Origin of the sequence: Streptomyces sp. NPDC055243 (genome assembly GCF_044544025.1) — a bacterium.
Lineage (GTDB): Bacteria > Actinomycetota > Actinomycetes > Streptomycetales > Streptomycetaceae > Streptomyces.
On record NZ_JBITWR010000024.1, the window covers coordinates 13,329 to 37,905 of the forward strand.

At 69.6% G+C, this 24,577-nt stretch carries 24 protein-coding genes and 1 pseudogene; 10 read left to right on the forward strand and 15 right to left on the reverse strand.

Features of this window, described 5'->3' with window-relative positions:
- Complete coding sequence (locus tag ACIGXX_RS40615; RefSeq protein WP_351170620.1) at positions 1–648, reverse strand: ATP-dependent Clp protease proteolytic subunit; 648 nt, start codon at positions 646–648, stop codon at positions 1–3.
- A gap of 227 nt (positions 649–875) precedes the next feature.
- Between ACIGXX_RS40615 and ACIGXX_RS40620 the strand changes: the two genes are divergently transcribed.
- Positions 876–1,310: an ester cyclase gene (locus tag ACIGXX_RS40620; RefSeq protein ID WP_399983660.1), complete on the forward strand. Its 435-nt coding sequence runs from the start codon at positions 876–878 to the stop codon at positions 1,308–1,310.
- A 30-nt stretch (positions 1,311–1,340) separates the two neighbouring features.
- Here ACIGXX_RS40620 and ACIGXX_RS40625 read toward each other — a convergent pair.
- Positions 1,341–1,493: pseudogene (locus tag ACIGXX_RS40625) on the reverse strand (peptide-methionine (S)-S-oxide reductase); the annotation flags it as partial.
- Between the two features lie 47 nt (positions 1,494–1,540).
- On the opposite strand from ACIGXX_RS40625, the gene ACIGXX_RS40630 reads away from it, so the two are divergent.
- Positions 1,541–3,028 carry a recombinase family protein gene (locus tag ACIGXX_RS40630; RefSeq protein ID WP_361472779.1) on the forward strand — a complete coding sequence of 496 codons (1,488 nt, stop codon included), beginning with the start codon at positions 1,541–1,543 and terminating at the stop codon, positions 3,026–3,028.
- Positions 3,029–3,248: 220 nt separating this feature from the next.
- Here the strand turns inward: ACIGXX_RS40630 and ACIGXX_RS40635 are convergent, their stop codons facing one another.
- From ACIGXX_RS40635 to ACIGXX_RS40650, 4 genes are all read right to left on the reverse strand, one after another.
- Entirely contained in the window at positions 3,249–4,640 is a 1,392-nt protein-coding gene (locus ACIGXX_RS40635; protein WP_399983816.1) for a replication initiator, read from the reverse strand.
- 1,096 nt (positions 4,641–5,736) lie between these two features.
- Positions 5,737–5,967, reverse strand: coding sequence for a hypothetical protein (locus ACIGXX_RS40640; RefSeq protein ID WP_351170611.1), 231 nt, complete (start codon positions 5,965–5,967; stop codon positions 5,737–5,739).
- Between the two features lie 29 nt (positions 5,968–5,996).
- Positions 5,997–6,335 (reverse strand): hypothetical protein, encoded by a 339-nt coding sequence (locus ACIGXX_RS40645; protein WP_399983663.1) that lies wholly within the window; start codon positions 6,333–6,335, stop codon positions 5,997–5,999.
- Complete coding sequence (locus tag ACIGXX_RS40650) at positions 6,332–6,634, reverse strand: hypothetical protein (protein ID WP_399983666.1); 303 nt, start codon at positions 6,632–6,634, stop codon at positions 6,332–6,334. The genes ACIGXX_RS40645 and ACIGXX_RS40650 overlap by 4 nt, the downstream gene beginning before the upstream one ends.
- A gap of 153 nt (positions 6,635–6,787) precedes the next feature.
- Between ACIGXX_RS40650 and ACIGXX_RS40655 the strand changes: the two genes are divergently transcribed.
- The gene (locus ACIGXX_RS40655; RefSeq protein ID WP_351170603.1) at positions 6,788–7,900 is read left to right on the forward strand and encodes a helix-turn-helix transcriptional regulator; all 1,113 of its coding nucleotides are present in this window, start codon (positions 6,788–6,790) and stop codon (positions 7,898–7,900) included.
- A gap of 71 nt (positions 7,901–7,971) precedes the next feature.
- On the opposite strand, the gene ACIGXX_RS40660 is transcribed toward ACIGXX_RS40655, so the two are convergent.
- From ACIGXX_RS40660 to ACIGXX_RS40670, 3 genes are all read right to left on the reverse strand, one after another.
- Positions 7,972–8,385 carry a hypothetical protein gene (locus tag ACIGXX_RS40660; RefSeq protein ID WP_351170601.1) on the reverse strand — a complete coding sequence of 138 codons (414 nt, stop codon included), beginning with the start codon at positions 8,383–8,385 and terminating at the stop codon, positions 7,972–7,974.
- 184 nt (positions 8,386–8,569) lie between these two features.
- On the reverse strand, positions 8,570–9,286 hold the full coding sequence (gene msrA, locus ACIGXX_RS40665; RefSeq protein WP_351170598.1) for a peptide-methionine (S)-S-oxide reductase MsrA: 717 nt from the start codon (positions 9,284–9,286) through the stop codon (positions 8,570–8,572).
- A gap of 134 nt (positions 9,287–9,420) precedes the next feature.
- Positions 9,421–10,539, reverse strand: a complete 1,119-nt coding sequence (locus ACIGXX_RS40670) for a hypothetical protein (protein WP_351170595.1) — start codon at positions 10,537–10,539, stop codon at positions 9,421–9,423.
- 89 nt (positions 10,540–10,628) lie between these two features.
- Here ACIGXX_RS40670 and ACIGXX_RS40675 point away from each other — a divergent pair, with 89 nt between their 5' ends.
- Entirely contained in the window at positions 10,629–11,783 is a 1,155-nt protein-coding gene (locus ACIGXX_RS40675; protein WP_351170592.1) for a cystathionine gamma-synthase, read from the forward strand.
- 16 nt (positions 11,784–11,799) lie between these two features.
- On the opposite strand, the gene ACIGXX_RS40680 is transcribed toward ACIGXX_RS40675, so the two are convergent.
- The 3 genes from ACIGXX_RS40680 to ACIGXX_RS40690 all read right to left on the reverse strand — a co-directional run bounded on the left by ACIGXX_RS40680 (position 11,800) and on the right by ACIGXX_RS40690 (position 13,165).
- Positions 11,800–12,054 (reverse strand): hypothetical protein, encoded by a 255-nt coding sequence (locus ACIGXX_RS40680; protein WP_351170589.1) that lies wholly within the window; start codon positions 12,052–12,054, stop codon positions 11,800–11,802.
- A complete protein-coding gene (locus ACIGXX_RS40685) occupies positions 12,051–12,533 on the reverse strand; it encodes a sigma factor-like helix-turn-helix DNA-binding protein (protein WP_351170586.1) in 483 nt (160 codons plus the stop codon). Before ACIGXX_RS40685 ends, ACIGXX_RS40680 begins: the two co-directional genes overlap by 4 nt.
- A 128-nt stretch (positions 12,534–12,661) precedes the next feature.
- On the reverse strand, positions 12,662–13,165 hold the full coding sequence (locus tag ACIGXX_RS40690) for a MarR family transcriptional regulator (protein ID WP_351170583.1): 504 nt from the start codon (positions 13,163–13,165) through the stop codon (positions 12,662–12,664).
- Between the two features lie 145 nt (positions 13,166–13,310).
- Here ACIGXX_RS40690 and ilvA point away from each other — a divergent pair, with 145 nt between their 5' ends.
- The 3 genes from ilvA (at position 13,311) to ACIGXX_RS40705 (ending at position 16,623) form a co-directional block, all read left to right on the forward strand.
- Positions 13,311–14,540 carry a threonine ammonia-lyase gene (gene ilvA, locus ACIGXX_RS40695; protein WP_366464632.1) on the forward strand — a complete coding sequence of 410 codons (1,230 nt, stop codon included), beginning with the start codon at positions 13,311–13,313 and terminating at the stop codon, positions 14,538–14,540.
- 233 nt (positions 14,541–14,773) lie between these two features.
- The gene (locus ACIGXX_RS40700; RefSeq protein ID WP_399983675.1) at positions 14,774–15,775 is read left to right on the forward strand and encodes an ATP-binding cassette domain-containing protein; all 1,002 of its coding nucleotides are present in this window, start codon (positions 14,774–14,776) and stop codon (positions 15,773–15,775) included.
- Positions 15,772–16,623: an ABC transporter permease gene (locus ACIGXX_RS40705; protein ID WP_399983678.1), complete on the forward strand. Its 852-nt coding sequence runs from the start codon at positions 15,772–15,774 to the stop codon at positions 16,621–16,623. The genes ACIGXX_RS40700 and ACIGXX_RS40705 overlap by 4 nt, the downstream gene beginning before the upstream one ends.
- Before the next feature lie 95 nt (positions 16,624–16,718).
- On the opposite strand, the gene greA is transcribed toward ACIGXX_RS40705, so the two are convergent.
- Together greA and ACIGXX_RS40715 are read right to left on the reverse strand one after the other, a co-directional pair.
- A complete protein-coding gene (greA, locus tag ACIGXX_RS40710; RefSeq protein ID WP_249588092.1) occupies positions 16,719–17,216 on the reverse strand; it encodes a transcription elongation factor GreA in 498 nt (165 codons plus the stop codon).
- Positions 17,217–17,460: 244 nt separating this feature from the next.
- A complete protein-coding gene (locus tag ACIGXX_RS40715) occupies positions 17,461–17,868 on the reverse strand; it encodes a DUF4307 domain-containing protein (protein WP_351170571.1) in 408 nt (135 codons plus the stop codon).
- Between the two features lie 114 nt (positions 17,869–17,982).
- On the opposite strand from ACIGXX_RS40715, the gene mca reads away from it, so the two are divergent.
- Both mca and ACIGXX_RS40725 read left to right on the forward strand, forming a co-directional pair.
- A complete protein-coding gene (mca, locus tag ACIGXX_RS40720; RefSeq protein WP_351170568.1) occupies positions 17,983–18,864 on the forward strand; it encodes a mycothiol conjugate amidase Mca in 882 nt (293 codons plus the stop codon).
- A 19-nt stretch (positions 18,865–18,883) separates the two neighbouring features.
- Positions 18,884–19,096, forward strand: coding sequence for a hypothetical protein (locus ACIGXX_RS40725; RefSeq protein ID WP_383826404.1), 213 nt, complete (start codon positions 18,884–18,886; stop codon positions 19,094–19,096).
- Here ACIGXX_RS40725 and ACIGXX_RS40730 read toward each other — a convergent pair.
- Positions 19,093–22,293, reverse strand: a complete 3,201-nt coding sequence (locus tag ACIGXX_RS40730) for a tetratricopeptide repeat protein (RefSeq protein ID WP_399983684.1) — start codon at positions 22,291–22,293, stop codon at positions 19,093–19,095. The genes ACIGXX_RS40725 and ACIGXX_RS40730 overlap by 4 nt on opposite strands.
- Positions 22,294–22,427: 134 nt before the next feature.
- Between ACIGXX_RS40730 and ACIGXX_RS40735 the strand changes: the two genes are divergently transcribed.
- Positions 22,428–24,467 carry a thioredoxin domain-containing protein gene (locus tag ACIGXX_RS40735; RefSeq protein WP_399983687.1) on the forward strand — a complete coding sequence of 680 codons (2,040 nt, stop codon included), beginning with the start codon at positions 22,428–22,430 and terminating at the stop codon, positions 24,465–24,467.
- Positions 24,468–24,577 lie beyond the last annotated feature (110 nt).

A 24,577-nucleotide genomic window follows, 5' to 3' on the forward strand; every position in this document is an offset into this window, starting at 1 on the left:
TCAGACCCCCAGTCCCATCCGCGGCTTGGTGGCGGCGGGCCGCACATCGGCGAGCGAGTCGAGCACGCGGTCGACCATCCCGTACTCCTTGGCCTGCTCGGCGGTGAACCACCGGTCACGATCACCGTCACGCGAGATGGTCTCCTGCGACTGCCCGGTGTGCGCGGCGGTGATCCGCTCGACGGCCTTCTTCGTGAACTCCAGGTTCTCGGCCTGGATCGCGATGTCGGCGGTGGTGCCGCCGATGCCGGCGGAGGGCTGGTGCATCATGATCCGCGCGTTGGGCAGGGCGTACCGCTTGCCCGCGGTGCCCACGGCCAGCAGGAACTGCCCCATGCTGGCGGCGAACCCCATGGCAAGGGTCGACACGTCGTTGGGAATCAACTGCATGGTGTCGTAGATGGCGAGCCCGGCGGTGACGGAGCCGCCGGGGCTGTTGATGTAGAGACTGATGTCGGTCCGCGGGTCCTCGGCGGAGAGCAGCAGCATCTGCGCACAGACGCGATGCGCGGAGACCTCGTCGACCTGCGTCCCCAGAAAGACGATCCGCTGGGTCAGCAACTGCGCGGCCAGATGATCGTCGAACCGAGTCGAGGGCGTCTCGCCCTCGGAGGCTCGCGGGGCAGTGGCGTGGACGATGGGTGGCATCGTTGGTCCTCCTGACGGTGGGAGCGGCGGCTGACCTGTCGGCCGCGCTGTTCTGTCCCACCACCTTCGGCCGACCGTCCCTGCCGCGTAAGGCCTGTCGCCCCGCAGCAGATTCGCCGAGGGCAGAGCGGATGCCCGCCCGGCCGTCCGGACCGTCCGCCGATCTGCTGGTGCGCCGCCTCGGTGGGAAAATGAAAGCGGGTGATCCTCAGTTGAGGAGGCGGATCATGGGACAGGCACGTGACGTCATGGACCGGCTCACGGACGCGCTCACCACCCACCCGGATCTCAAGGCCATCGGCGAGCTGTATGCCGAGGACGCGGTCGCCCTCACCCCGGACGAGGGGGAGATCCGCGGCCGCGACAACATCGTGGAGTACTGGCGGCAGATGACGGAGGCGGTCCCCGAGGCCACGTTCGAGACACTGCACGCGTACGAGGCCGGTGACACGGCCATCGACGAGGGGATCTTCAGCGGCAGGAACATCGGGCCGCTGCGTCTGCCGTCCGGGGAGACCCTTCCCGCGACCCAGAAGGAGGTCAGGATCCGCGGGGTGGACATCGCCACCGTGGCGGACGGCCGGATCGTCGATTACCGGCTCTACTTCGACGAGATGGAGTTTCTCGGGCAGCTGGGAATGCTGCCCGACGAACCGTCCTGAGAGAGCTTGCCCGGCGCCGCCGCCCTGCCGCTACTCCGCCGTGGGAGCGGGAGCGGGGGCGATCCCTGTCGGGCAGGCCCGGCCCCAGTTCGTCTCCGAGGGGCTGTCCAGCTGCAGGCCCGTGCCGCCGATGCCGCAGTAGCCGTCGGGGTTCTTGTCGAGGTACTGCTGGTGGTACCTCTGCTTTTCGGGCAGTATTAGAACTGCCCGACAGGCAGGGGGAGTTCGACATGATCAAAGGCGATCAGTTAGTCCCGGTGGTGGCCTACGCGAGGATCTCGGCTGACCTGGAGAGGGACGGCCACGGGGTCGAGGACCAGCACAACGTCAACGACGAGACTGCGGCAGCGCTCGGCCTGAGGATCGTTCACTACTACACAGACAACGATCTCTCGGCAGCGAAGGCCAATGTCGTACGGCCGGACTTCGAAGGGATGTTGAAGGCCCTCAAGGCCGGACAGCTCCCGGACGGCCAAGAGGTACGTGGAGCGATCGTCGTCGCGGATGACCGACTGGTGAGGCGGGTCGGCGACTACGAACGATTCGTGGACGCGCTGACGTACGAGGACGGCCGGGTCTACGCGGACGCCAAGGGGCTCAAGGACCTCTACAACGAGGACGTCGAGTCCATGGGCCTGTTCGGAGTCGTCATCGCGAAGGCGGAAGTGCGCAAGATCAAGCGGCGCACGCGTCGCTCGCACCGTCGTCGCGCCGAGCAAGGCATTCCCGTTGGCGGTACGCGGCCGTTCGGTTGGAAGGCTGACAAGCGGACGCTTGAGCCGGAGGAAGCTGCTCTGTTGGCCAAGGCGGCGCGCGACGTGATCGGGGGAAGGTCGCTCCACTCCATCCTTGCCGAATGGAGTGATGAGGGTGTGAGGACCGTTCACGGAAACGTGTGGCGAAGCCGATCTCTGAAACTTTCCCTTTGGAATCCTCGATTGTGTGGATGGAGAAGGCACAACGGGGACCTGGTCAGAGATGCTGGCGGTGTCCCAGTGGTCGGGCAGTGGGAAGCCATCATCACGCCGAAAGAGTGGATGGCTATCGATGCCCTCTTTTCCGCTCGGCTTGGCCCCAACATCAAGGCCGACGGCACAATTACTGACTACCGGACTCCCTCACATCTTCTGACCGGGATTCTCCGATGCGGAAAGCCGAAGGCGGACGGGCAGATCTGCAACGCTCCCTTGAGGGCGAGCACCAGGGCAGATCTATCAGGTGGATACCTCTATCAGTGCCCGAGTCGGTCCATGGGTGGTTGCGGGGGTAGCGCCCGTAATGGAACCAAGGTGGACGAGTACATCACGGAGGCCGTACTCGCGAAGCTGGAGGAGCGTGCGGCCGTCAAGAGCGAGACGGACTCTGTGTGGGGTGGAGAGGACGAGCTCAACCGTTTGATGGCCAAGCAGCGGAAGATGTTGCAGGCGTGGCAGGAGGACCAGATCTCGGATGAGCTGTTCTTCCCTGAGAACCACAAGATGGAGTCCCGCATCAAGGAACTGCGCAAGGAGCGCACGCAGCATGCCTTGCGTGTTCAGCGGGCTTCGGTGGTGACTGAGGACGTTCGGGAGCAGTGGGAGTCAGGCAGGCTCGATATGGCGCAAAAGCGTGCGCTCATTCGCGAGGCGCTTCACGCTGTGATCGTTCGGCCTGTGGGCGGAGGGGGAAGGCGCCCGTTCAATCCTGACCTACTCGACCCCAAGTGGACCGAGGGATAGAGCAACATGCAGATGGAGGGAGCGCGACTATTAGCGCTCCCTCCATCTGTTGTTTAGCCGAGTCGGCGTGGCCGATGGCCCTTATGGTGGATTCGCTTTCCGTCACATTCATCGATTAGGTCGACGCCGAGAATCGTTGATATGCGGCGCCAACGCTCTTCGCTCCAAGCTGGTGCTTTCGCAGCCTGCGCCTTCCCCCATTCCCGAGGGTTCGGGTGAGTCATTCTCTCCACCCCGACCCCTCACATAGCTCGTCCTCCCGTGCTTCCCGAGCCAGTTGCCGGGACTGCGCGAGATCTTCGGCGATGCCTGCGGCGAAGAGGGCGGCGCCCGGGGTGTAGCCGGAGCCGAAGTAGCGCCAGGCAGATTCCTTGAACAGGTTCGGATCGTCGTCCGGTCTGGGGCCGCCACGCACGTAGTCGGCCCGTTCCTCGCGCAGTGCCGCGTATGTGGTCGAGTAACGGCGCGACTTGGTCAGGATGTGCCCCCGGTAGCCGAGCGTGTGAGCCCACGCACGCAGCCGCAGGGGTGCCAGCTCCACCAGGCCGCTCAGGCGCCAGCAGGTGCCCATCAGGGCCCGGATGTGAGGCGGGACGACCGCAGCGCGGATGTCCGTCAGACTCCGCACCGCGTAATCGAGTCCGGCCCCCGTGTCAGCGGCTCCCTTGGACACGTACTTGGCCACGTAGGCGGCCACCGCATCATCACTCAGGCCGTCGTCATCGCCGAACGCCTGGATCGGCCGGACATCCAGCTGAGCACCTAGCGAAAGGAGTTCAGTCCCGTACGCCTGTGATTCGGGCACCCGCACACTGGCCGACGAGGCAGCCGCCCGAATCGCGTCAGTCAGCAGTCCACCCGTGGCCCAGTCCGGGGGCGGGTCACCGGGGCCACTCGGACCGTCGAGGCGGACGACGGCATGGAAGTGCACCGCAGCCCGCTTCTGATACTCGGCGACCTTCGCGAACGACACCACCAGGTGCTCACCGAGCCGTGAGCGAGACACCCCGCCAACCGACGCCAGGAAGCGGCGCACACCAGTGGTGAACCGGTCCCAGAGCCGCCCCGCGTGCGCATGCCACAGCACGTGCCCCACGTAGTCGTAGCAGTCCGCGCACAGCGGCCGACCCACCAGCGGATCATCCTCACCGTGCAGACGGGAGCAACCGAGCCGCTGCCCGTGCTCGCACCGGGGATCATCCCGACGAGGACGACACCGCTCTCCCTCGCGATGGACCAGCCCGAAGGAGGGCGCGGTCAGGGTGACGAACAGGCGGGTCCTGCCTCTAACTTGATCGGGCACACCCTTGCCGCCGAGGAGGCCGGAGCGCACCAGGTGGAAGGTGTCCCCGCCATGCTGATACGAGCACGGCGCACAGACCGAGGAACGCCGGTTGCGGCAGCGCACGGCCAGCCGTTCGCCGGGCTCATCCGCTGTCGAGTAGGCGGCAACTGCCTCACCGGTCGTGGTGTCCCATGTGGTGGTGGAGCCGGACAGGTGCACCGGATGAGCGCAGCCGCCGATCGCTTCGATCTGCTCTAACCAGCGAGAGAACAGTGGATCACTGACGATTCTTATGACGTCACGGTCCACCTCTGAGGGGGCTTGCATTCGTTTCTCGTGTTCCAGCTCCGCCGAGCGTTCCTGCGGGGCGGACGTCGATGCGGACGGACGGGTATTGCGTGTGGTGCTGGCGTCGAATTCGGCAGACATGACGCGGCCTCCAAAGCCGGAAGTCGGGAAGTAGGTTGCGTGTATCCATGAGCGGTTCTCTCCTCTGCGCTAACAGGGCGCTTTGATCACAGGCGCCCAGTTCAGGCGCGTTCAACTTGCCCTTACATTCTATGAGTTGGAACTGGCAATGACCCCCGGATATATCCCCGGGCGAGTCTCAGGGAGGACACCACGGAGACGGGAATCCCGCGCCGAGGCCGGAGGGATCGCGCCTCATCAGCTCGTGCCGCACCCAGGCTGTGCGCTTCCCCAGACGCCCGCGATCGGACCTTGCGGGGCAGGGGTGGCGGAGACTGTCTTCACTTACTCAAGGGCGCGCCTGCGGCGCGCCGGGTGGCTTCGGCCGCACCGGCCGGGCGTGCGGCCTTCGGCCGGTCCCGTCCGCACGGCCACCACCCGGCGACCGCAGGCAACCCCGCGACGTGAACAGCAACCGCATCCCTGCCGCTGTCCCATCTCAGCGACCAGAAGCGGCAGCCACGGCGGACGGCTTCAGGCCTTGAGCCCCTCCCCGAGCGGAACCCCGCACCAGGCGACCCCAGAGCCCACCAGAGCAGTAACCGGGGCTTACCCAGGTCTCGGCTGGGGCCGACGGCCTTCGAGGCTTTAGGCAGCCGCCATGGGGCGAGCCTCGAAGAACAGGGGGCCGATCGGGCTATTGCGGGCAGGTCCCAAGGACTGCCCGATTCGCTGGCGAGCGTAAGGCCCCCTGTTCACTCGCCCCATGGCAGCTCCCGCCCAAAGCCTCTACGGCCGGCGGCGAGGTCACCGCACACCACAACCCCGGCTCAGGTCCACACCCTGATGAGGACCGCCCGCTGCGCACGGCACGGCCCGGTTCTCCCGCAGGGGCGGAAGAACCGGGGCCACAGCGGCAGGACGGGGGAACTAGCGCCTACCGCTCTCCCCACTCCATACCGGGGGAGCGGAACGGACGGGACTAAGTGTGAGGCCACGCCAGCCCCGCCCTGCTCTAGGTCGAGGTACGCTCCTCAACCGCCGGATCAGTGATCACGGCACTGAAGAACTGGAACGCCGTCAGCTCGAAGCCGGTATGGCGCGTCAGGCCCGCGTGCCTGAGACACCACAACTGCGCCTCACCCGGATCAGCCGAGTCCACCGAGCGCTCACTACAGGCAAGGCACGTGCCGACATGCCGCACGTCCGAGCCGGGCATGGCTGCCAGCGTCCATTCGAGCGGCACGAACCGGCCCCGCGGAACGCGTCTCCCTCTCATCCGGTCGCTCCCGGGGAAGGCTGCGGCCCTTCATCACCATCGTCCACGTCAGGATGATCCGATGCGGCCAGGCGATCACCCCGGCTCTCCGCGATCCGTTGAACCTCCCGAAGCGACTCGGTCAGCCGGGCCGCCACGAAGCGCAGTTCTTCGGGCGTGGCTTTGGAGTCGGCGATCACGTTCGCAGCGTGCCCAAGGAGATCACCGGCCATGCCCAGTTGCACACTTTCCGTGTTGTCGGCCAGCCGCGACACGAAGCCCGTGCCCGGGCCCACCAGGACGCAGGGATTTCCTTCCAGCGTCGACCACGGCAGCACCCGCGTTTGAATGGTCATGCCGTCACCTCGACCCCATGAATCAGGCGCGGACCGATATCCACGCCGTGCTCGGCCAGCCACAGTTCACGCCGCCGCGCCCTCTGCCGCCGCTCTTTCTGCCGCCGCTCGAAGGCGACGAGGTACGGGCGCACCAATCCGATGTCCTCACCGCGCAGCACAGGCACGCGCGGCAGCGGTCGGGGCGGCGCATCGACGCTCGGAACAGGCAGGGGCAGTTCAGGAGTCCGGTGGCGCCCCGCAGAGGGACGCAAGATCCGTAACAACGACTCGAAGATGCGAGCGATACAGTCCGGCATGTCGGCGCTCCAATCAGCGTTGACCACACCCCGGGGCCGGTCGCACGGTCGCCGGGGTCTGTCTCGCCATCCTTGTCGCGTGATGTGCGCTGCCGGGAGTTGACAGCCGTTGACAGCTACTCTGGAGAGAACGGTCAACACCAGGGGAAGCACATGAGCGCCGAATTCGGCCCACGGCTCCGCGCACTCCTCACGGAGAGAGGCATGACCCTGAGGGGCACTGCACGCGCCCTCAACTACAACGTGGCCTATATCTCCCGCGTCGCCAACGGCCACCAGCGCCCTTCAGCGCAACTTGCCGAGGCACTGGACAAACTCCTCCAGGCGGATGGGGAGTTGGTGCGAGATTCCGCACCCGTTGCACCGAATGAGCCGCCGGGCCCAGCTTCCGACATCGCACACATGAAAGCCAGTGCCGAACACATCCTTAAGCACGCTGACCACTATGGCGGAGATGCCGTAGCGCCCGTAGCAGTTCAGGTTTGGCAGTCCGCACAGCGCAAACTTGATGCCGGGGAGATCCCGGAACCGGCCCAGCGAGGCTATGTGGCCGCCCTAGCAGAAGCTGCTGAAGTCGCCGGATGGCTGCTCTTTGATTCCGGTGATTGGGTAGCGGCCCGTAATGCGTTCCTCGAATCACACATGCTGGCCCGGCATGCTGGAGAGCGGCCCATGGAGTGGTTCGCCCTGGACATGCTTGCCATGCTGGACACCGAATGCAGCCGTCCCGGAGGGGTGCGACGCATCACCGATGAGCTGTTGGCGCAGCCCCGGATCCCTCCGCGAGTAGCACTTCTGGCGCGCGTCAGGCGAGGCAGGGCACTCGCTCAGATAGGAGATCGTCAGCGAGCTCTGACCGACTTGGACGCAGCCCGAGGGGGAGCAGAAGAATCTCTGAGCCCACGTGATCCCAAATGGGCATGGTGGGTGAACCAGCAGGAAATTGGAGGGCATTCAGGGCATGCCCTCTTGAGTCTCGCGGAATTGAACGCGGCGATCTTCAAGTTCCAAAGCGCACTCGAACATGCAACACCGCGGGGCGTCATGCTGTACCGCATTGAGCTCTTGCACAGCTACGCAAGAGCCAAGGCGTGGAGGGAAGCTGAAGAGGAAATCCAAGAGATCTCACCTCTCCTCAGCACCATCACCTCGGGGAGGAACCGACTTCTCCTGAGAGACGCATTGCGGGTCGTCGAACGAACCTCGGGAGTGCCGGTAGGCCTGTCCGCTCTTGTCCGAGACACAGCCGCAACGATCACCCCCTGAGGGAGTCACCCGTTCTCGCCAAATGGCACCGGGTGCGGACACTGAGGCGAGCGCCCGGTACCTGGAGCACGTCACGCGGCGACGCCAGGTATCAGTGCCACTAGGCCGGACAGGAAACTTCCTGCCGCTGCCAACGTGACGAGGGTGGCCTTGCCATCTGAGAACAGGCCTGAGCAGAACTCACGTACTCGCCGTCGGAAGATCAGCATCTTGAGCTTTTGCCATCGATGCTGGTGGATATGGCAGCCCATGAGGATGCCGGTTGCGTTGTTGCGGCAGCCGTCCTTCCGCCCTCTGACGGGAGCTCCGCAAGTCACCGGGGCTTGGAAGAAGGACCAGAGGAGGACGACGCCGGACAGGGCGATGATCGCTGCCGGGCCTGCTGCCTCATTGATCCACGCTGCGATGAGTAGGGCGCCAGCCAAGACGCCCCACCATTGCCCTAGACCGCCAAGCAGACTGCCTCTTGCCCCCGAAGTCGCCATGCTTGTAATCGTGGCGAGGAGCTTGATGGTTCACGCATTAAGCGGGCGGTATGGCCGGATATGGCTTGAGGACGGCTAGCGCCTTGCGCAGTCACCAAGCTTGAACGATGCGTGGAGCGGCTGTGCCGCCGTACTGACTCACAGTCGGCGGCGCAGTCTGATTCGTCGAGGGGGAGCTGAACGCCTACTGCTCCGAGGCCTGAGGCGCCGGGGCGATCCCCGTCGGGCAAGCCCGTCCCCAGTTCGTCTCAGACGGGCTGTCCAGCTCAAGGCCAGTGCCGCCGATGCCGCAGTACCCGTCCGGGTTTTTGCTGCTCGAAAGATACTGCTGGTGGTAGGCCTCCGCCGGCCAGAACGGGCGGGAGGCTGCCGGGAGGATCGTCGTGGTGATCTCGCCGTGCCTCGCCGCCGTGAGGACCTGCTGGTACGCGTCTCGGGATGCCACCGCGCCCGCTTCCTGGTCGGCGGAGTGCGTGTAGATCGCCGAGCGGTACTGCGTGCCCACGTCGTTGCCCTGGCGGAAGCCCTGCGTGGGGTTGTGGGACTCCCAGAAGAGCTTCAGGAGCGCGGCGTACGAGACGCGGGTCGGGTCGAAGACCACGCGGACCACCTCGGCGTGGCCGGTCAGGCCCGAGCACACCTCCTCGTAGGAGGGGTTCTCGGTGTAACCGCCCTGGTAGCCGACGTACGTCGTCCAGACGCCCTCCGTCTGCCAGAACTTGCGCTCCGCCCCCCAGAAGCAGCCGAGCCCGAAGTCCGCGATCTCCAGGCCCTCGGGGTAGGGGCCCAGGAGGGGGTTGCCGAGGACCGTGTGGCGGGACGGGACCTCGAATTCGGGGGTCGCGCGGCCCTTCAGGGCCTGCTCGGGGGTGGGGAGCTCGGGCGTACGGCCGAAGAGCATGGAGCTGTCCTCCTGGGGCGGAACGGGGCGGAACGGGGTGAGGCGGGGTGAGGCGGTGTGGGGTGGGGCCGGGCGTTTTCTGTGCGGGGCTTTCGCTCCCGCGTCAACGCTCTCGGCACCAAACGCATTCCGTCTCAGTGCGACAGCGTCGCCGGGCTGCCGCCGTTCGCCTCGTACCCCGCGACCGCGAGCGCGCGGTACACCGCGTAGTCCGCGGCCGGGTCGGCGGAGACCGTCCAGGGCAGGGCGCCGACGTGGCCGTCCACGTGGATCAGCTGGTTCATCGCCTCCGCCCACCGCTCGCTGCGGACCAGGAAGAAGATCAGGAGGTGCCGGACGTGCGCCAGCATCGGGTCGTCCGGGCGGGCGGAGTGCACCGCGTAGAGCGCGCCCTCCATGGCCTTGCGTACGACCTCGCTCTCGTAGAAACCACTGACCATGTTGACCTCGGGCAGGTGCTCGTACACCGCGAAGAGCGGGAGTCCGGCCAGGAGCGAGCCCTTGGGGGCGCGGGCCGCCGCGGCCTCCGTGAAGTTGTTCGCCAGCTCACGCGAGCCGTGCCACTTCTCGCACCAGTAGTGCAGGGCCGCCAGGTGCGCCCCCATGTGCGCGGGCGCGCGGTCCAGGATCTTCAGCCACAGCTGCTCGAACTCCTCGCGCGGGTACGCGAGGCCGCGGGCGATGGAGAGCTCGATGATGTACGGCACGGGGTCCCCGGGGGAGAGCAGCGCCGCCTGCGCACAGGCCTCCTTCGCCTCCTCCAGGATGATCCGGAACTCGTCCGTCCCGGACGTGGACGACCTCCAGGCCTGCTGGACCAGGAACTCCGCGTGCACCGCCGCGCCGCCCGCGTCCTTGGGCGCCTCGGCCCGCCACACCCGCAGCCACTGCCCGCCGGGCTGGTCGCCGACCCCGCCGGGGCGCTGCTGGAGCTCCAGGGAGGCCGCTCCCGCGAACGCCTGCACGCGCTGCCAGCGCACCTCGCCGTGCACCTCCGTGCCCGCGAGCAGCTGCGAGGCCGCCTGCCAGCTCTGCGACCGCTGGACCACGTCGAGGACGTCCAGGAGGTCGCGGTCCGGTCCCGGCATGCGGATGTCCAGCTCCTCCTGCCGCGCGAAGCCGTAGTCGGCAGGGTCCGCGGCGTCCGGTGAACCGGGGGCGACCTGGCGGATTCCGCCGCGCCTGCGCAGCAGGACAGGGCCGAGCACCGCCCCGATCATGATCGCTGCCATCAGCACCCAGAGAATCTCCATGACTCAAGCGAACCAGACGGGTCTGACACTTGGCGAACCAGTCTCGAACTCGTCGGCCCGCTCCCCGTCCCGGACTAGGCTCTGGCCACATGAGTGACACGTTCAGCAGCCAGAGTTTCGAGACCGTCGCGATCCACGCGGGCAATACCGCCGACCCGCTGACCGGCGCCGTCGTCCCGCCGATCTACCAGGTGTCGACGTACAAGCAGGACGGCGTGGGCGGGCTGCGCGGCGGCTACGAGTACAGCCGCAGCGCCAACCCCACCCGTACCGCCCTGGAGGAGAACCTGGCCGCCCTGGAGGGCGGCAGGCGCGGGCTCGCCTTCGCTTCGGGCCTGGCCGCCGAGGACTGCCTGCTGCGTACGCTGCTCGCCCCCGGTGACCACGTGGTCATCCCCAACGACGCGTACGGCGGCACGTTCCGGCTCTTCGCGAAGGTCGTCTCGCGGTGGGGCGTCGAGTGGTCGGTCGCCGACACCTCCGACCCGGCGGCGGTACGGGCGGCCGTGACCGACCGTACGAAGGCGATCTGGGTGGAGACCCCCTCCAACCCCCTGCTCGGCATCACCGACATCGCCGCCGTCGCCCAGGTCGCCAAGGAGACGGGGGCCCGCCTCGTCGTCGACAACACCTTCGCGAGCCCCTACCTCCAGCAGCCCCTGGCGCTCGGCGCGGACGTCGTCGTGCACTCCCTGACGAAGTACATGGGCGGGCACTCGGACGTCGTCGGCGGCGCGCTGGTCGTCAACGACGCCGCGCTGGGCGAGGAGTTGGCGTACCACCAGAACGCGATGGGCGCGGTGGCCGGGCCCTTCGACGCGTGGCTGGTGCTGCGCGGCATCAAGACGCTGGCCGTCCGGATGGACCGGCACAGCGAGAACGCGACGAAGGTCGCCGAGATGCTGACGCGGCATGCGCGCGTGACGCGCGTTCTCTACCCGGGGCTTCCGGAGCACCCCGGTCACGAGACCGCCGCCAAGCAGATGAAGGCGTTCGGCGGGATGGTGTCCTTCCAGGTCGCCGGGGGCGAGGAGGCCGCGGTGGCCGTCTGCGACCGCGCGAAGCTGTTCACCCTGGGGGAGTCGCTGGGTGGCGTGGAGTCCTTGATCGAGCACCCGGGGCGGATGACGCACGCGTCCGTGGTGGGCTCGGCGCTCGAGGTCCCGGCGGACCTGGTGCGGCTCTCGGTGGGCATCGAGAACGTGGACGACCTGCTCGCCGACCTTCAGCAGGCGCTGGGCTAGTCGCCCTCGACCCCGCTCACCAGCGGGTGAGGGGTGGAGTCGTCTCCGAGGGCGGCTCCACCCAGGGCTGCTCGACCGACGCCCAGATCACGAAGGCGACCGCCGCCACGAGCAGCGTGAGCCACAGCAGCCGGCGCAGCGCCCTCCTGCGGCGCAGCATGCGGCCGCCGCGGCGGACCGCCTGCTCGTGGAGCTCGGGCGGGACCGAGGGGGGCGTGCCGTCGTCCAGGAGGTGGCGGACTGCGTTCGCCTTGCGGTCGAACTGGCTCATGACGGGGCCGCCTCCTCCAGGGGCCGCGTCGGTGCCGGGCCGCGCGGCGGGTGCAGGACCGTCTCCATCGCGCGGGCGCAGATCGCCCCCACCCGGTCGGCGGGCAGGCCGAGGAGGGCGGCCGTCTGCTCCTCGGCGACCCCCTCGTACAGCCGCAGTACGAGGATCAGCCGCTCCTGGGGCGTGAGCCGGGCCAGGACGCCGCCGTGGCCGCGGTGCCGCCGCCAGGCCCCGCGGGCGAAGCGGATGGCCAGCTGCTGGCGGGTGCGGTCGTACGGGTCCTCGCCGCGCATCCGGTCCCAGGCCGCGTACGAATGGGCGAGGGACGCGGTCAGCAGGGCACGCGCGCGTGGGTTGGCGTCCGGCGGCTCGGTGGTGAGCAGCGTGGCGGCATGCAGCAGCCGCCCTGCCGCGCCCGCGACGAACGCCTCGAACTCCCGGGCCCGGCGGGCGTCCGCAAACGCCTGCCGTCCGCGCACCGCGCCTCCCGCCTGGAGGGGGACGGGCCCCCGGTCTCATATGAGGCCAGGCACACGGCCGAGGTCAAGAGGCGGGAGCCCCCGGAGCGGTCGGGCTCGGGATGCGGACGCCCCGGGAGGCGTCGGGCTCAGGAAGCCGGCGCGTCCGGAGCCGACTGGGAGGTCTGGCGGGCGGAGAGCGCTGAATTGAAGCGCGTGAGGAGCGTGCAGAAGCTTTCGCGCTCCTCCGGGGACCAGTCACCGGTCAGTTCGGCCATGAGGTCACGCCTCGACGACCGCACTTCGTTGAGGCGGGCTTCGCCGCGCGGCGAGAGCTGGAGGACCACGGCGCGGCCGTCCTCGGGGTGCGACGTGCGCTTGACGAGCCCCGTGTCGACCAGCGGGGCGACCTGCCGGGTGACCGTCGAGGAGTCGATCCCCATGCTCGCCGCGAGCGCCTTCACGCCCATCGGCCCCTCCTTGTCGAGGCGGTTGAGCAGCAGATATGCGGCGCGGTCCATGGAGTTGCGGACCTGTCCTACGCCGCCGAGGCGGGTCTGCTCCGCACGGCGGGCGAACACGGCCACCTGGTGCTGCAGCGTGTCGAGGAGGCCGGGATCGCTGGCGGTCGTCATGTCCGGAGTTGTGGGCATGGCCGGGGGCTCACTTCATGCGAGGGCGATGGGTTGGGGGACAGGGTACGCGGCCGGGACGCGGGGCGTACCAGCGCTGCGCAAACCAGTCTCGGCACGTGGTCACCACAGGAGGACCCTGGTGTGAGCTGGGAGACTGGCCGTCATGAGCTACCGCACGCCTCACTCCTTGCCGACGGTCACCCTCGACGACGTGCGCGGCGCCCAGAAGATGCTCTCGGGTGTGTCCAGGGTGACGGCGATGGAGGGCAGCAGGCACCTCTCGCAGCTGGTGGGCGCGCCGGTCCACTTCAAGTGCGAGAACCTCCAGCGGACGGGCTCCTTCAAGCTGCGTGGCGCGTACGTACGGATCGCGGGCCTGCTCCCCGAGGAGCGCGCGGCCGGTGTGGTCGCCGCGAGCGCGGGCAACCACGCGCAGGGCGTGGCCCTCGCGTCCTCGCTGCTCGGCGTGCGGTCCACGGTCTTCATGCCGGTGGGCGCCCCGCTGCCCAAGGTCGCCGCGACCCGCGAGTACGGCGCGGAGGTGCGGATGCACGGCCAGGTGGTCGACGAGACGCTGGCCGCCGCGCAGGAGTACGCGCACGAGACGGGCGCCGTCTTCATCCACCCCTTCGACCACCCGGACATCATCGCGGGGCAGGGCACGGTGGGCCTGGAGATCCTGGAGCAGTGCCCCGAGCTGCGCACCCTGGTCCTGGGTGTCGGCGGCGGCGGGCTCGCGGCGGGCATCGCGGTGGCGGTCAAGACGCTGCGCCCGGACGTCAAGGTGATCGGCGTGCAGGCGGCGGGCTCCGCGGCGTACCCGCCCTCGCTCGCGGCCGGGCACCCGGTGTCGATCGAGAACCCGGCGACGATGGCCGACGGCATCAAGGTCGGGCGCCCCGGCGACGTGCCGTTCCGGATCATCGACGAGCTGCTGGACGACGTGGTCACCGTCTCCGAGGACGAGCTGTCCAGCGCGCTGCTGCTCTGCCTGGAGCGGGCCAAGATGGTCGTCGAGCCCGCGGGGGCGAGCCCCGTCGCGGCGCTCTTGAGCAGGCCGCAGGAGTTCGAGGGCCCGGTGGTCGCGCTCCTGTCGGGCGGCAACGTCGACCCGCTCCTGATGCAGCGGATCCTGCGCCACGGCATGGCGGCCGCGGGCCGCTATCTGTCGTTGCGCCTTCGCCTCACGGACCGGCCCGGGGCGCTGGCCACGCTTCTCGGGGTGTTGTCAGTGGTCGACGCCAACGTCCTCGACGTGGGCCATGTGCGGACCGATCCGCGCCTGGGACTCACGGAGGTGGAGGTGGAGTTGCACCTGGAGACCAAGGGTCCGGCGCACTGCGCCGAGGTCGGCGCGGCCCTGCGCGAGGCGGGCTACACCGTCATCGGTTGATCGGCCGGCCGCTGAGGCCGATGACGCCGTGCCCCGCCGCGAGTCCCTTACGTCCGACGCCGTTCCCCCCCCCCCCCGCCGCTCCGCGTTGTCCACAGGCTTCGCCCATCCCGTTGAAGAGACGCGATGTATCGCGTTATGGTGTGTCTCACGTCGCTGGTCGCCGGGCGCGCGATACCCGGCAAATCTAAGCTTTTCCGAAGGAAGTCACCCAAACCACGGGGAGAACCCTCATGCCAGGCGCCATCTACGCCGAAGGTCTCGTGAAGACCTTCGGCGACGTAAGGGCTCTGGACGGCGTTGATCTGGATGTCCCGGAAGGCACCGTGCTCGGTCTCCTGGGACCGAACGGCGCGGGCAAGACCACGGCGGTGCGCTGTCTGACGACGCTTCTGACGCCGGACAGCGGCCGGGCGGTCGTCGCGGGCATCGATGTACTGAAGCATCCGAACGAAGTGCGGCGCTCGATCGGCCTCTCGGGCCAGTTCGCCGCCGTCGACGAATATCTGACGGGCCGCGAGAACCTCCAGATGGTCGGCCAGCTCTACCAGATGAAGGCCAAGGAGGCGAAGGCCAGGGCCGGCGAGCTGCTCGACCGGTTCAACCTCGCCGACGCGGCCGACCGCCCCTCCAAGACGTATTCGGGAGGCATGCGCCGCCGCCTGGACCTGGCGGCCGCGCTCGTCGTCTCGCCCCCGGTGATGTTCATGGACGAGCCGACCACGGGCCTCGACCCGCGCAACCGCCAGCAGCTCTGGGAGGTCATCCAGGAGCTGGTGGCGGGCGGCACGACCCTGCTGCTCACCACCCAGTACCTCGAAGAGGCCGATCACCTGGCGCACGACATCTGTGTCATCGACCACGGCCGGGTCATCGCGCGCGGCACCTCCGACCAGCTCAAGGCGCAGACCGGCGGCGAGCGCGTCGAGGTCGTGGTGCACGAGCGCGAGGACATCACCCCGGCCACGGAGGTCCTGCGCGGCCTCGGCAAGGGCGAGGTCGCCGTCGAGAACCACACCCGCAAGCTCACGGTCCCGGTCACCGGCGGCGCCAAGCTGCTCGCCGAGGTCATCCGCGAGCTGGACGCCCGCGGGGTCGAGATCGACGACATCGGACTGCGCCGCCCGACCCTGGACGACGTGTTCATCTCACTGACCGGCCACGCGGCCGAGGTGACGAACGGCGAGAACGGCGAGATCGGCCAGATCGGCAAAGACACGGAGGGCGCGAAGTGAGCTCGACAACCGAAGCGGTCCGGACCGTGGCCCCCAGGCCGCGCGGCGGCGTCGTCCAGTCGGTCAACGACTCGCTCGTCGTCGCCAAGCGCAACCTCATCCGCATGACGCGCATCCCGGAGATGATCATCTTCGGCCTGATCCAGCCGATCATGTTCGTGGTGCTCTTCGCCTACGTCTTCGGCGGCTCGATGAACATCGGGGGCAGCACGGACCCCAGTGTCTACCGCGAGTTCCTGATGGCCGGCATCTTCGCCCAGACCGTCACCTTCGCCACCGCGGGCGCCGGCGCGGGCATCGCCGACGACATGCACAAGGGCCTCATCGACCGCTTCCGCTCGCTGCCCATGGCGCGCGGCGCCGTCCTCACCGGCCGCACCATCGCCGACCTCGTGCAGACCGCGCTCACCCTGGTCGTGCTCGCGATCGTGGCGCTCCTGGTCGGCTGGCGGGTCCACGAGGGCATCGGCAAGGCGATCGGCGCCTTCGGCCTGCTCCTCCTGCTCGGCTATGCCTTCACCTGGATCGGCGCGCTCATCGGCCTCTCGGTGCGCACCCCGGAGGCGGCCACCTCGGGCGGCCTGATCTGGCTCTTCCCGGTCACGTTCATCTCGAACGCCTTCGTCCCCACGGACAACATGGCCACCTGGATCCGGACCATCGCCGACTGGAACCCCTTCAGCGCCACCGTCCAGGCCTGCCGCGAGCTGTTCGGCAACCCAGGAGTGGTCGACTCGTCGGCCTGGCCCATGCAGCACCCCGTCTGGGCCTCGGTGATCTACTCGATCCTGATCGTCGTGCTCTTCCGGACCCTCGCGGTCCGCAAGTACCGCTCGGCCACGGCCTGACCGCGGACACGTGACCTGACCGCGGACACGCGAAAGGCCCCCCGCGCGGGGCGCGGGGGGCCTTTAACGTCAACCGATCATCAACCGAAGAGGCCTCAGGCCTGGTAGGGCTTGGCCTCGAGGATCTTCACCGATGCGAGCTTGCCGTTCGGCAGTTCGTACTGCGCGTCCTCGCCGATCTTCTTGCCGTTCACGCCGCTGCCCAGCGGGGACTGCGGCGAGTACGTCTCGATGTCGCTGCTCGCGTACTCGCGCGAGGCGAGCAGGAACGCCAGGGTGTCGTCCTCGTCGCCGTCAAAGGCGATCGTCACGACCATGCCGGGCGCCACCGCGCCGTCCGCGGCCGGCGCCTCGCCGACCTTCGCATGCTCCAGGAGCTGAGTCAGCTGGCGGACGCGGAGCTCCTGCTTGCCCTGCTCCTCCTTGGCCGCGTGGTACCCGCCGTTCTCGCGCAGGTCGCCCTCCTCACGTGCCGCCGCGATCTTCGTAGCGATCTCGGTGCGCGCAGGACCAGACAGGTACTCCAGCTCGGCCTTGAGCTGGTTGTACGCCTCCTGGGTCAGCCAGGTGACGTTTTCGCTGGTCTGGGTCACAGGTGCTCCTCGTAGGTACTGGGAATACAAAGCATCGCCCTACCCAGAAGGATGTTCCCTAACGGGTGGGCGAAACCACGAGCCTAACAATTCAGGCGCGTGAGGGGGAGGACATAAGCCATCAGAAATACGTCAACGCAGGTGAGAGCAGGTACGCCGGGGGCGTCGGACGACCGGTGTGGCGCGAGGGGCACCCCGACGGCACCCCGACGGCACTCCGACGGCACTCCGGCGGCGGCCGACGTCAGTCCGAGTGGCAGCCCAGCAGCTCCGCGCTCGTCCCGCGCGCCTTCGTGCGCAGCGTGACGACCTTGTCGATCCGGCCCGTGTCCTGATCGAAGCGGAAGTCGGCGCGGCCCACCTCTTCGCCGTCCTCGGCCTGCGAGCGCAGGGTGCAGTAGCCGTGCGCGTCCGCGTCCTTGCGCACCTCGAGGTGCACCTTGACCGCGCTGTCCGACGCGACCTCGAACTTGATCACTTCGCCGCTGACCTTGGTGCCGGAGACGTAGTCGTATCCGAACCAGCCGATCATCAGGAGGAAGAGCACGCCGAGGACGCCGCCGGTGATCTTCAGCTTCCGGTCCGCGCGCTCGTCGGCCGTGCGCGAGCGGCCGTATCGGCCCTCGGGGATCTTCTCGCCCACGGCGGTCATGATCGTCCTCCAGGAAAAGGGATGCCGGAATTTTCCGCCCCCCGGTTCCGTCACTATAGAAGCCGCCCATTGCGCCGAATGACCGAGGGCGCCGGATCACTGAGGATCAGAGTCTTGACTGAGCAGCTTCGACTGATGGCCGTCCACGCCCACCCCGACGACGAGTCTTCGAAGGGCGCGGCCACCATGGCCAAGTACGTGTCCGAGGGGGTGGACGTGCATGTCGTGACCTGCACGGGCGGGGAGCGCGGCGACATCCTCAACCCCAAGCTCCAGGGGGACACCTACATCCAGCAGAACATCCACGAGGTGCGCCGCAAGGAGATGGAGGAGGCGCGCGAGATCCTCGGCGTCAAGCAGGACTGGCTCGGTTTCGTCGACTCGGGGCTGCCCGAGGGCGACCCGCTGCCGCCGCTGCCCGAGGGCTGCTTCGCCCTGGAGGACGTCGACAAGGCGGCCGGTGAGCTGGTCCGGCAGATCCGCTCCTTCCGTCCGCAGGTCATCACGACGTACGACGAGAACGGCGGCTACCCCCACCCCGACCACATCATGACCCACAAGATCTCGATGGTGGCCTTCGACGGGGCGGCGGACGCCGAGAAGTACCCCGAGAGCGAGTTCGGCCCGGTCTACCAGCCGAAGAAGCTCTACTACAACCAGGGCTTCAACCGGCCGCGCACCGAGGCGCTGCACCAGGCGATGCTCGACAAGGGCCTGGAGTCGCCGTACGGGGACTGGCTCAAGCGCTGGGACGAGTTCGAGCGGGTCGAGCGCACGCTGACCACGCATGTTCCCTGCGCCGACTTCTACGAGGTGCGCGACCGGGCGCTGATCGCGCACGCCACGCAGATCGACCCCGAGGGCGGCTGGTTCCGGGTGCCGATGGAGCTCCAGAAGGAGGTCTGGCCCACGGAGGAGTACGAGCTCGCGAAGTCGCTCGTCGATACATCCCTCCCCGAGGACGACCTCTTTGCGGGCATCCGCGACAATGCCTAGCGTGAACGCACATCTGGCAATGACGCATCTCGTCCCTCTCGCCAAAGAGGTCGACGATGACAAGGTGACCCCGGGTGTTCTCGGCTTCATCGTCTTCGCGGTGATGGCTCTCGCCGTCTGGGGTCTGATGAAGTCGATGAGCAAGCACATGCGGAAGGTCGACTTCAAGGAGCCCGCGGAGGCCTCCGCCTCGGAGGCGAGGGCCTCCGAGGCCGAGCCCCGCAAGGGCTAGCCCGCTGCCGCCACCGTCACTCCCATCACCTCGCGGGAGTGACGGTTCGGCACCATGCCCAGGCGCCAGGCCTGCCAGCCGGCCTCCAGGTCGGCGCCGCGCTCCAGGAGGAGGCCGTACGCCTCCATGTAGTCGTCCAGCTTGCCGTCGCGCGTCGGGTGACCGGCGCGGGCCAGCTGGCTGAGCTCCTCCTGGGCGACCGCGGTGCCGATCTCCCAGCCGCCGGGCGATCCGTACGGCAGCAGGGTGCAGCGCAGGAAGCGGGCCCAGTCCTCGCCCCGCCGGTCGCCGTACGAGGCGAACAGCGCGGCCGCCTCGTCGCACAGGGCGAGCGCCTGCTGGGCGCGCGTGTTCCCCGCGTCCACCACCGCGAGCTCCAGGCACGTCCAGGCCTCGCCGTGCGCGACACCGATGCGCTGGAAGTCGGCGCGGGCGTCCACCAGGAGCTGGCGGGCGAAGCCGGAGTTGCGCAGCGAGCCCGTCTGGGCGGCGCGCTGGTCGCGGGTCACCCGGGCCGAGTGGTGCCGGGCGCAGGCCAGGCCGTACACGTCGCGCATCCGCGAGAACATCGTCCGCGAGCGCTCCAGCTCGCGCACCGCCTGGTCCAGGCTGCCCGCCTCCTCCAGGGCCTGGCCCAGGTAGTAGGCGGTCCACGCCTCGCCGCGCGCGTCCTCGTTGTCGCGGTGCCGGGACACCGCCTGGCGCAGCCCGTCGACCGCCGCCGACGCGTCGCCGTCCACCAGGCGGGCGCGCGCCAGCTGCGTCAGGGCCCAGGCCTCGCCGCGGCCGTCGCGCGTGCGCCCGTACAGGTCGAGGGCGCCCTTGAGCTGCTTCTCCGCGCGCGGTACGTCGCCCATGCGCAGGCAGAGCTGGCCGAGCTGGAAGTGCGCCCAGGCCTCGCCGTGCAGGGAGTCGTTCTCGCGGTGCAGGACGAGCGAGGCCTCCAGGAGACCCAGCGCCTCGTTGAGGTTGGCGCGGTCGCGCTCCACGGCGGCGAGGGCGTGCATCGTCCAGGCGCGGTCACCGGCGAGCTCGTCGGCGGCCTGGAGCTCCAGGGCCTCGTGCAGCCGCGCGGACGCCTCCGTCAGATTGCCCTGGTGGTGCAGGGTGATCCCCAGCGAGCACAGGGCCAGAGCGGCGCCCGCGTCCTGGTGGGCCTCCATGTACAGGTCCACGACCGACGTCAGGGTGGTGCGCGCCTGGTCGAGTTCGCCGAGCTGGCGGGACGCGATGCCGGTGCGCCACCGCACGCTGCGTGTGAGGAGCCCCTGGTCGACGGCTTGCGTCAGCTCGCTGATCTCGCCCAGGCGGTAGAGGTCGCCGCGCAGCAGGCAGTAGTCGCACAGCGCGCCCAGGAGGTTGAGCACCGCCTCCTGGTCCACGCCCTCCGCGTGCCGCAGCGTCGCCGTGATGAAGCTGGACTCGTCGTCCAGCCAGCGCAGGGCCGCTTCGAGCGAGGAGAAGCCGTGCCGGTCGAACTGGCCCGCCCGCGTCGACATCTTGCCGTCGACCAGACGGATCACCGATCCGGCGAGCTCGCTGTAGCTGACGATGAGCCGCTCCTGGGCGGCCGTGCGCTCGGCGGGCTCCTCCTCGTCGATGAGACGGGCGAGCGCGAAGGCGCGTACGAGATCGTGCAGGCGGTAGCGGCTGCCGCGCACGTGGTCGACGAGGCCCGCGCGCGCGAGCGCGGTCAGCTGGCGGGCCGCCTCCGTCTCGTCGGCGCCGAGCAGGGCAGCGGCGGCGGCCGCCCCCAGGGACGCGCGGCCGGCGAGCGCGAGCCTGCGCAGGAGGCGCCGCGCGGGCTCGGTCTGGTCGGTGTAGCGCAGCCACAGGACGCGCTCGACGGGCTCCACGGGGCCGTACGCCGCGAGGTCGGCGGCGAGCCGGCTCGGTGTGCGCGCGCCGATCGAGGACCCGGCGACGCGCAGGGCGAGCGGCAGGCCGCCGCACAACTCCCGCACCACGTCGGCGGATTCGGCGTCGTAGGGCCCCGACGCGTCCTCGGCCGCATCCCGCAGGAGCTCCTCCGCGCCCGCCGCGTCCAGCGGCTCCACCGGCAGCTGGTGCACCCAGGCCGGGAGGTCGGCGGGCAGTTCCAGGGGCTTGCGGGTGGTGACAAGGACGAGACTGTCGGAGCGCTCGGGCACCAGGGTGCGCACCTGCTCCGGGTCGCTCGCGTCGTCGAGCACGACGGTCACCGCGAGCCCGGTCAGATACTGGTGGTACAGCTCGCTGAGCCGCTTGAGCTGCTGTTCCTGCGAGGAGCGCTCCCGGATGAGGAGCTGCTCGCGCGGGGCGCCCAATCGATTCAGCAGATGCAGGAGCGCGTCCCGCGTGGACAGCGGCTTGGAGCTCTCGCCCCGCAGGTCGACCACGCAGGCGCCCCGGAACTGGTCCCGCAGATCGTGCGCGGCACGCACCGCGAGCGAGGACCGCCCGGAGCCCGGCGCGCCGTGCAGCACGACGACGGTGGGCCGGGTCTCGGTGCTGGCCCGCGCCGCGTGCACCCACTGGGCGACGCGGGCGAGCTCGGCGCGGCGGCCGGCGAACGGCCCGTCCGGCTCCGGCAGTTGGGTGAAGGACTGCTCCAGTACGGTGCGCCTGCGGGCCGCCGCGCTCTTGTCCGTGCCCCGCAGCTGGGGCGCGGCCTTCTTCTTGCCGGAGCCGGAGGACGCCTGGAGCACCCGCTGCTGGTCCAGGAAGGGCCGGATGCCCCGCACCTCCAGGGCCGTCAGCCACTGCAGCCGCAGCTGCTCGGGCCCGCCCGGCTGGCTGACCGCACCGGCGCGGCGGCTGGCCGCGGGCACGTGGGACGCGGTGACCTTCAGGACGGTGGTGGCCGCACCGGCGACGGCGACGGCGGCGCCCGCCCCCATGGCGGTCGAGACCCCGGTCCCGAGCACGAGGTCGGCCAGGCACGCGCCCACGGCGGCAACGGCCGCCACCAGCAGGGGAGTTCCGGCCCCCTCCTTGGCGTACCGCTGCCCGAAGGAGAGCTGCCCCGCCTCCGCCTCGTCCACGGCCTGCGTGTAGGCGGCGTACTCCTCGGCGGCACTCTGCCCCATGGCATCCAGCGCGCCCCGGGCCCGCGAGAGCAGCACGCCCCCGTCGATCCGCCCGCCGGAGCGGCGCACCTCTTCCTCCACCGCCCGCACCAACAGCCGCTCGGCTTCGGCCCGATGGCTGTCCCGCATATGGGTCCCCCTCCGAGAGCAATAGTCACCTGCGGGCACAAGTGTCCTGCGTACGGAGCTCCGGCGCGAGGGAGTCCGCGGATCACGTGGGGCAGTCCACGGATCGGAGGGCCGGGTGCGCGAGGATGGAAGGCATGCCGAACCGACTGGCCCATGAGACGTCCCCCTACCTTCTTCAGCACGCCGACAACCCCGTCGACTGGTGGCCCTGGTCGGCGCAGGCCTTCTCGGAGGCGCGGGAGCGCGGCGTTCCCGTGCTGCTCAGCGTCGGGTACAGCAGTTGCCACTGGTGCCACGTCATGGCGCACGAGTCCTTCGAGGACGCCGGCACGGCCGCCTTCCTGAACGAGCACTTCGTCAACGTCAAGGTCGACCGCGAGGAGCGGCCCGACATCGACGCCGTCTACATGGAGGCCGTGCAGGCCGCGACGGGTCAGGGCGGCTGGCCCATGACGGTCTTCCTGACGCCCGACGCCGAGCCCTTCTACTTCGGCACGTACTTCCCGCCCGAGCCCCGGCACGGCATGCCGTCCTTCCAGCAGGTGGCCGACGGGGTGCGGCGCGCCTGGACGGACCGGCGCGACGAGGTCGCCGAGGTCGCGGGCAAGGTTGTGCGCGACCTCTCCGAGCGCCAGCTGGCGTTCGGCGCCGACGAGCTGCCCGGCGAGGACGAGCTCGCGCAGGCGCTGCTCGGCCTGACGCGCGACTACGACGCATCGCGCGGCGGATTCGGGGGCGCGCCCAAGTTCCCGCCGTCCATGGTCGTCGAGTTCCTGCTGCGGCACTACGCCCGCACCGGCTCGGAGGGCGCCCTGCAGATGGCGGCCGACACCTGCGAGCGGATGGCGCGCGGCGGGATCTACGACCAGCTGGGCGGCGGGTTCGCCCGGTACTCCGTGGACCGGGAGTGGGTCGTGCCCCACTTCGAGAAGATGCTGTACGACAACGCCCTGCTCTGCCGGGTCTACGCCCACCTGTGGCGGGCCACGGGCTCGGACCTCGCGCGGCGCGTCGCCCTGGAGACCGCCGACTTCATGGTGCGCGAACTGCGCACGAACGAGGGCGGGTTCGCCTCCGCCCTCGACGCGGACAGCGAGGATGCCACCACCGGCAAGCACGTCGAGGGCGCCTACTACGTGTGGACGCCGGAGCAGCTGCGCGAGGTGCTCGGCGACGCGGACGCCGAGACCGCCGTCGCGTACTTCGGGGTGACGGAGGAAGGGACCTTCGAGGAAGGCGCTTCGGTGCTGCAGCTCCCCGAGGGCGGGAGCGGGGACGGGGGCGGTGGCGCGGTGGCGGATGCCGACCGGATCGCCTCGATCCGGGAGCGGCTGCTCGCGGCGCGCTCGGAGCGGCCCGCGCCCGGCCGCGACGACAAGATCGTCGCCGCCTGGAACGGGCTCGCCGTCGCCGCGCTCGCCGAGGTGGGCGCGTACTTCGACCGGCCCGACCTGGTGGCGGCTGCGGTGGGCGCCGGTGACCTGCTCGTACGGCTGCACATGGACGACCGCGCACGGCTCTCCCGGACGTCCAAGGACGGCCAAGTGGGCGCGAACGCGGGCGTGTTGGAGGACTACGCCGATGTCGCGGAGGGGTTCCTCGCGCTGGCGTCCGTGACGGGGGAGGGGGTCTGGCTGGAGTTCGCCGGGTTCCTCCTCGACCACGTGCTCGGCCAGTTCGTGGACGCGGAGTCCGGGTCTCTGTACGACACGGCCGCGGACGCCGAGCAGTTGATCCGGCGGCCGCAGGACCCCACGGACAACGCGGTGCCGTCCGGGTGGACGGCGGCCGCGGGGGCGCTGCTCTCGTACGCGGCGCAGACCGGGGCCGAGCCGCATCGTCTGGCGGCGGAGCGGGCGCTGGGCGTGGTGAAGGGGCTCGCGCCGCGGGCGCCGCGGTTCATCGGGCATGGCCTTGCGGTGGCGGAGGCGGCGCTGGACGGGCCGCGGGAGGTGGCCGTGATCGGCCCGGTGGGCGGCGAGTTGCACCGCACCGCGATGCTTGCGGGGGCGCCTGGGGCGGTGATCGCCGCCGGGCCTGCGGACGGCGAGCTTCCGCTGCTCGCGGGGCGGGGGCTGGTGGAGGGGCTTCCGGCGGCCTATGTCTGCCGGCGGTTCGTCTGCGACGCGCCTACCACTGACGTGGGGGAGCTGGCGGCGAAGCTGTCTGGCTGAGGGCTCTGGCGCGGGGGCCTTGGTGGCCGTCCATCACCGGCTCCGCCGAGTTCGTCCTCAAACGCCGGACGGGCTGGAGATCCAGCCCTCCGGGCGTTTGAGGAGCGGGG

Excerpts from the sequence above, each read along its gene's own strand:
- ACIGXX_RS40615 (WP_351170620.1), bottom strand. The coding sequence starts at position 648 with ATGCCACCCATCGTCCACGCCACTGCCCCGCGAGCCTCCGAGGGCGAG.
- ACIGXX_RS40620 (WP_399983660.1), top strand. The coding sequence starts at position 876 with ATGGGACAGGCACGTGACGTCATGGACCGGCTCACGGACGCGCTCACC.
- ACIGXX_RS40630 (WP_361472779.1), top strand. The coding sequence starts at position 1,541 with ATGATCAAAGGCGATCAGTTAGTCCCGGTGGTGGCCTACGCGAGGATC.
- ACIGXX_RS40635 (WP_399983816.1), bottom strand. The coding sequence starts at position 4,640 with ATGCAAGCCCCCTCAGAGGTGGACCGTGACGTCATAAGAATCGTCAGT.
- ACIGXX_RS40645 (WP_399983663.1), bottom strand. The coding sequence starts at position 6,335 with ATGACCATTCAAACGCGGGTGCTGCCGTGGTCGACGCTGGAAGGAAAT.
- ACIGXX_RS40650 (WP_399983666.1), bottom strand. The coding sequence starts at position 6,634 with ATGCCGGACTGTATCGCTCGCATCTTCGAGTCGTTGTTACGGATCTTG.
- ACIGXX_RS40655 (WP_351170603.1), top strand. The coding sequence starts at position 6,788 with ATGAGCGCCGAATTCGGCCCACGGCTCCGCGCACTCCTCACGGAGAGA.
- ACIGXX_RS40660 (WP_351170601.1), bottom strand. The coding sequence starts at position 8,385 with ATGGCGACTTCGGGGGCAAGAGGCAGTCTGCTTGGCGGTCTAGGGCAA.
- msrA (WP_351170598.1), bottom strand. The coding sequence starts at position 9,286 with ATGCTCTTCGGCCGTACGCCCGAGCTCCCCACCCCCGAGCAGGCCCTG.
- ACIGXX_RS40670 (WP_351170595.1), bottom strand. The coding sequence starts at position 10,539 with ATGGAGATTCTCTGGGTGCTGATGGCAGCGATCATGATCGGGGCGGTG.
- ACIGXX_RS40675 (WP_351170592.1), top strand. The coding sequence starts at position 10,629 with ATGAGTGACACGTTCAGCAGCCAGAGTTTCGAGACCGTCGCGATCCAC.
- ACIGXX_RS40680 (WP_351170589.1), bottom strand. The coding sequence starts at position 12,054 with ATGAGCCAGTTCGACCGCAAGGCGAACGCAGTCCGCCACCTCCTGGAC.
- ACIGXX_RS40690 (WP_351170583.1), bottom strand. The coding sequence starts at position 13,165 with ATGCCCACAACTCCGGACATGACGACCGCCAGCGATCCCGGCCTCCTC.
- ilvA (WP_366464632.1), top strand. The coding sequence starts at position 13,311 with ATGAGCTACCGCACGCCTCACTCCTTGCCGACGGTCACCCTCGACGAC.
- ACIGXX_RS40700 (WP_399983675.1), top strand. The coding sequence starts at position 14,774 with ATGCCAGGCGCCATCTACGCCGAAGGTCTCGTGAAGACCTTCGGCGAC.
- ACIGXX_RS40715 (WP_351170571.1), bottom strand. The coding sequence starts at position 17,868 with ATGACCGCCGTGGGCGAGAAGATCCCCGAGGGCCGATACGGCCGCTCG.
- ACIGXX_RS40725 (WP_383826404.1), top strand. The coding sequence starts at position 18,884 with ATGACGCATCTCGTCCCTCTCGCCAAAGAGGTCGACGATGACAAGGTG.
- ACIGXX_RS40730 (WP_399983684.1), bottom strand. The coding sequence starts at position 22,293 with ATGCGGGACAGCCATCGGGCCGAAGCCGAGCGGCTGTTGGTGCGGGCG.
- ACIGXX_RS40735 (WP_399983687.1), top strand. The coding sequence starts at position 22,428 with ATGCCGAACCGACTGGCCCATGAGACGTCCCCCTACCTTCTTCAGCAC.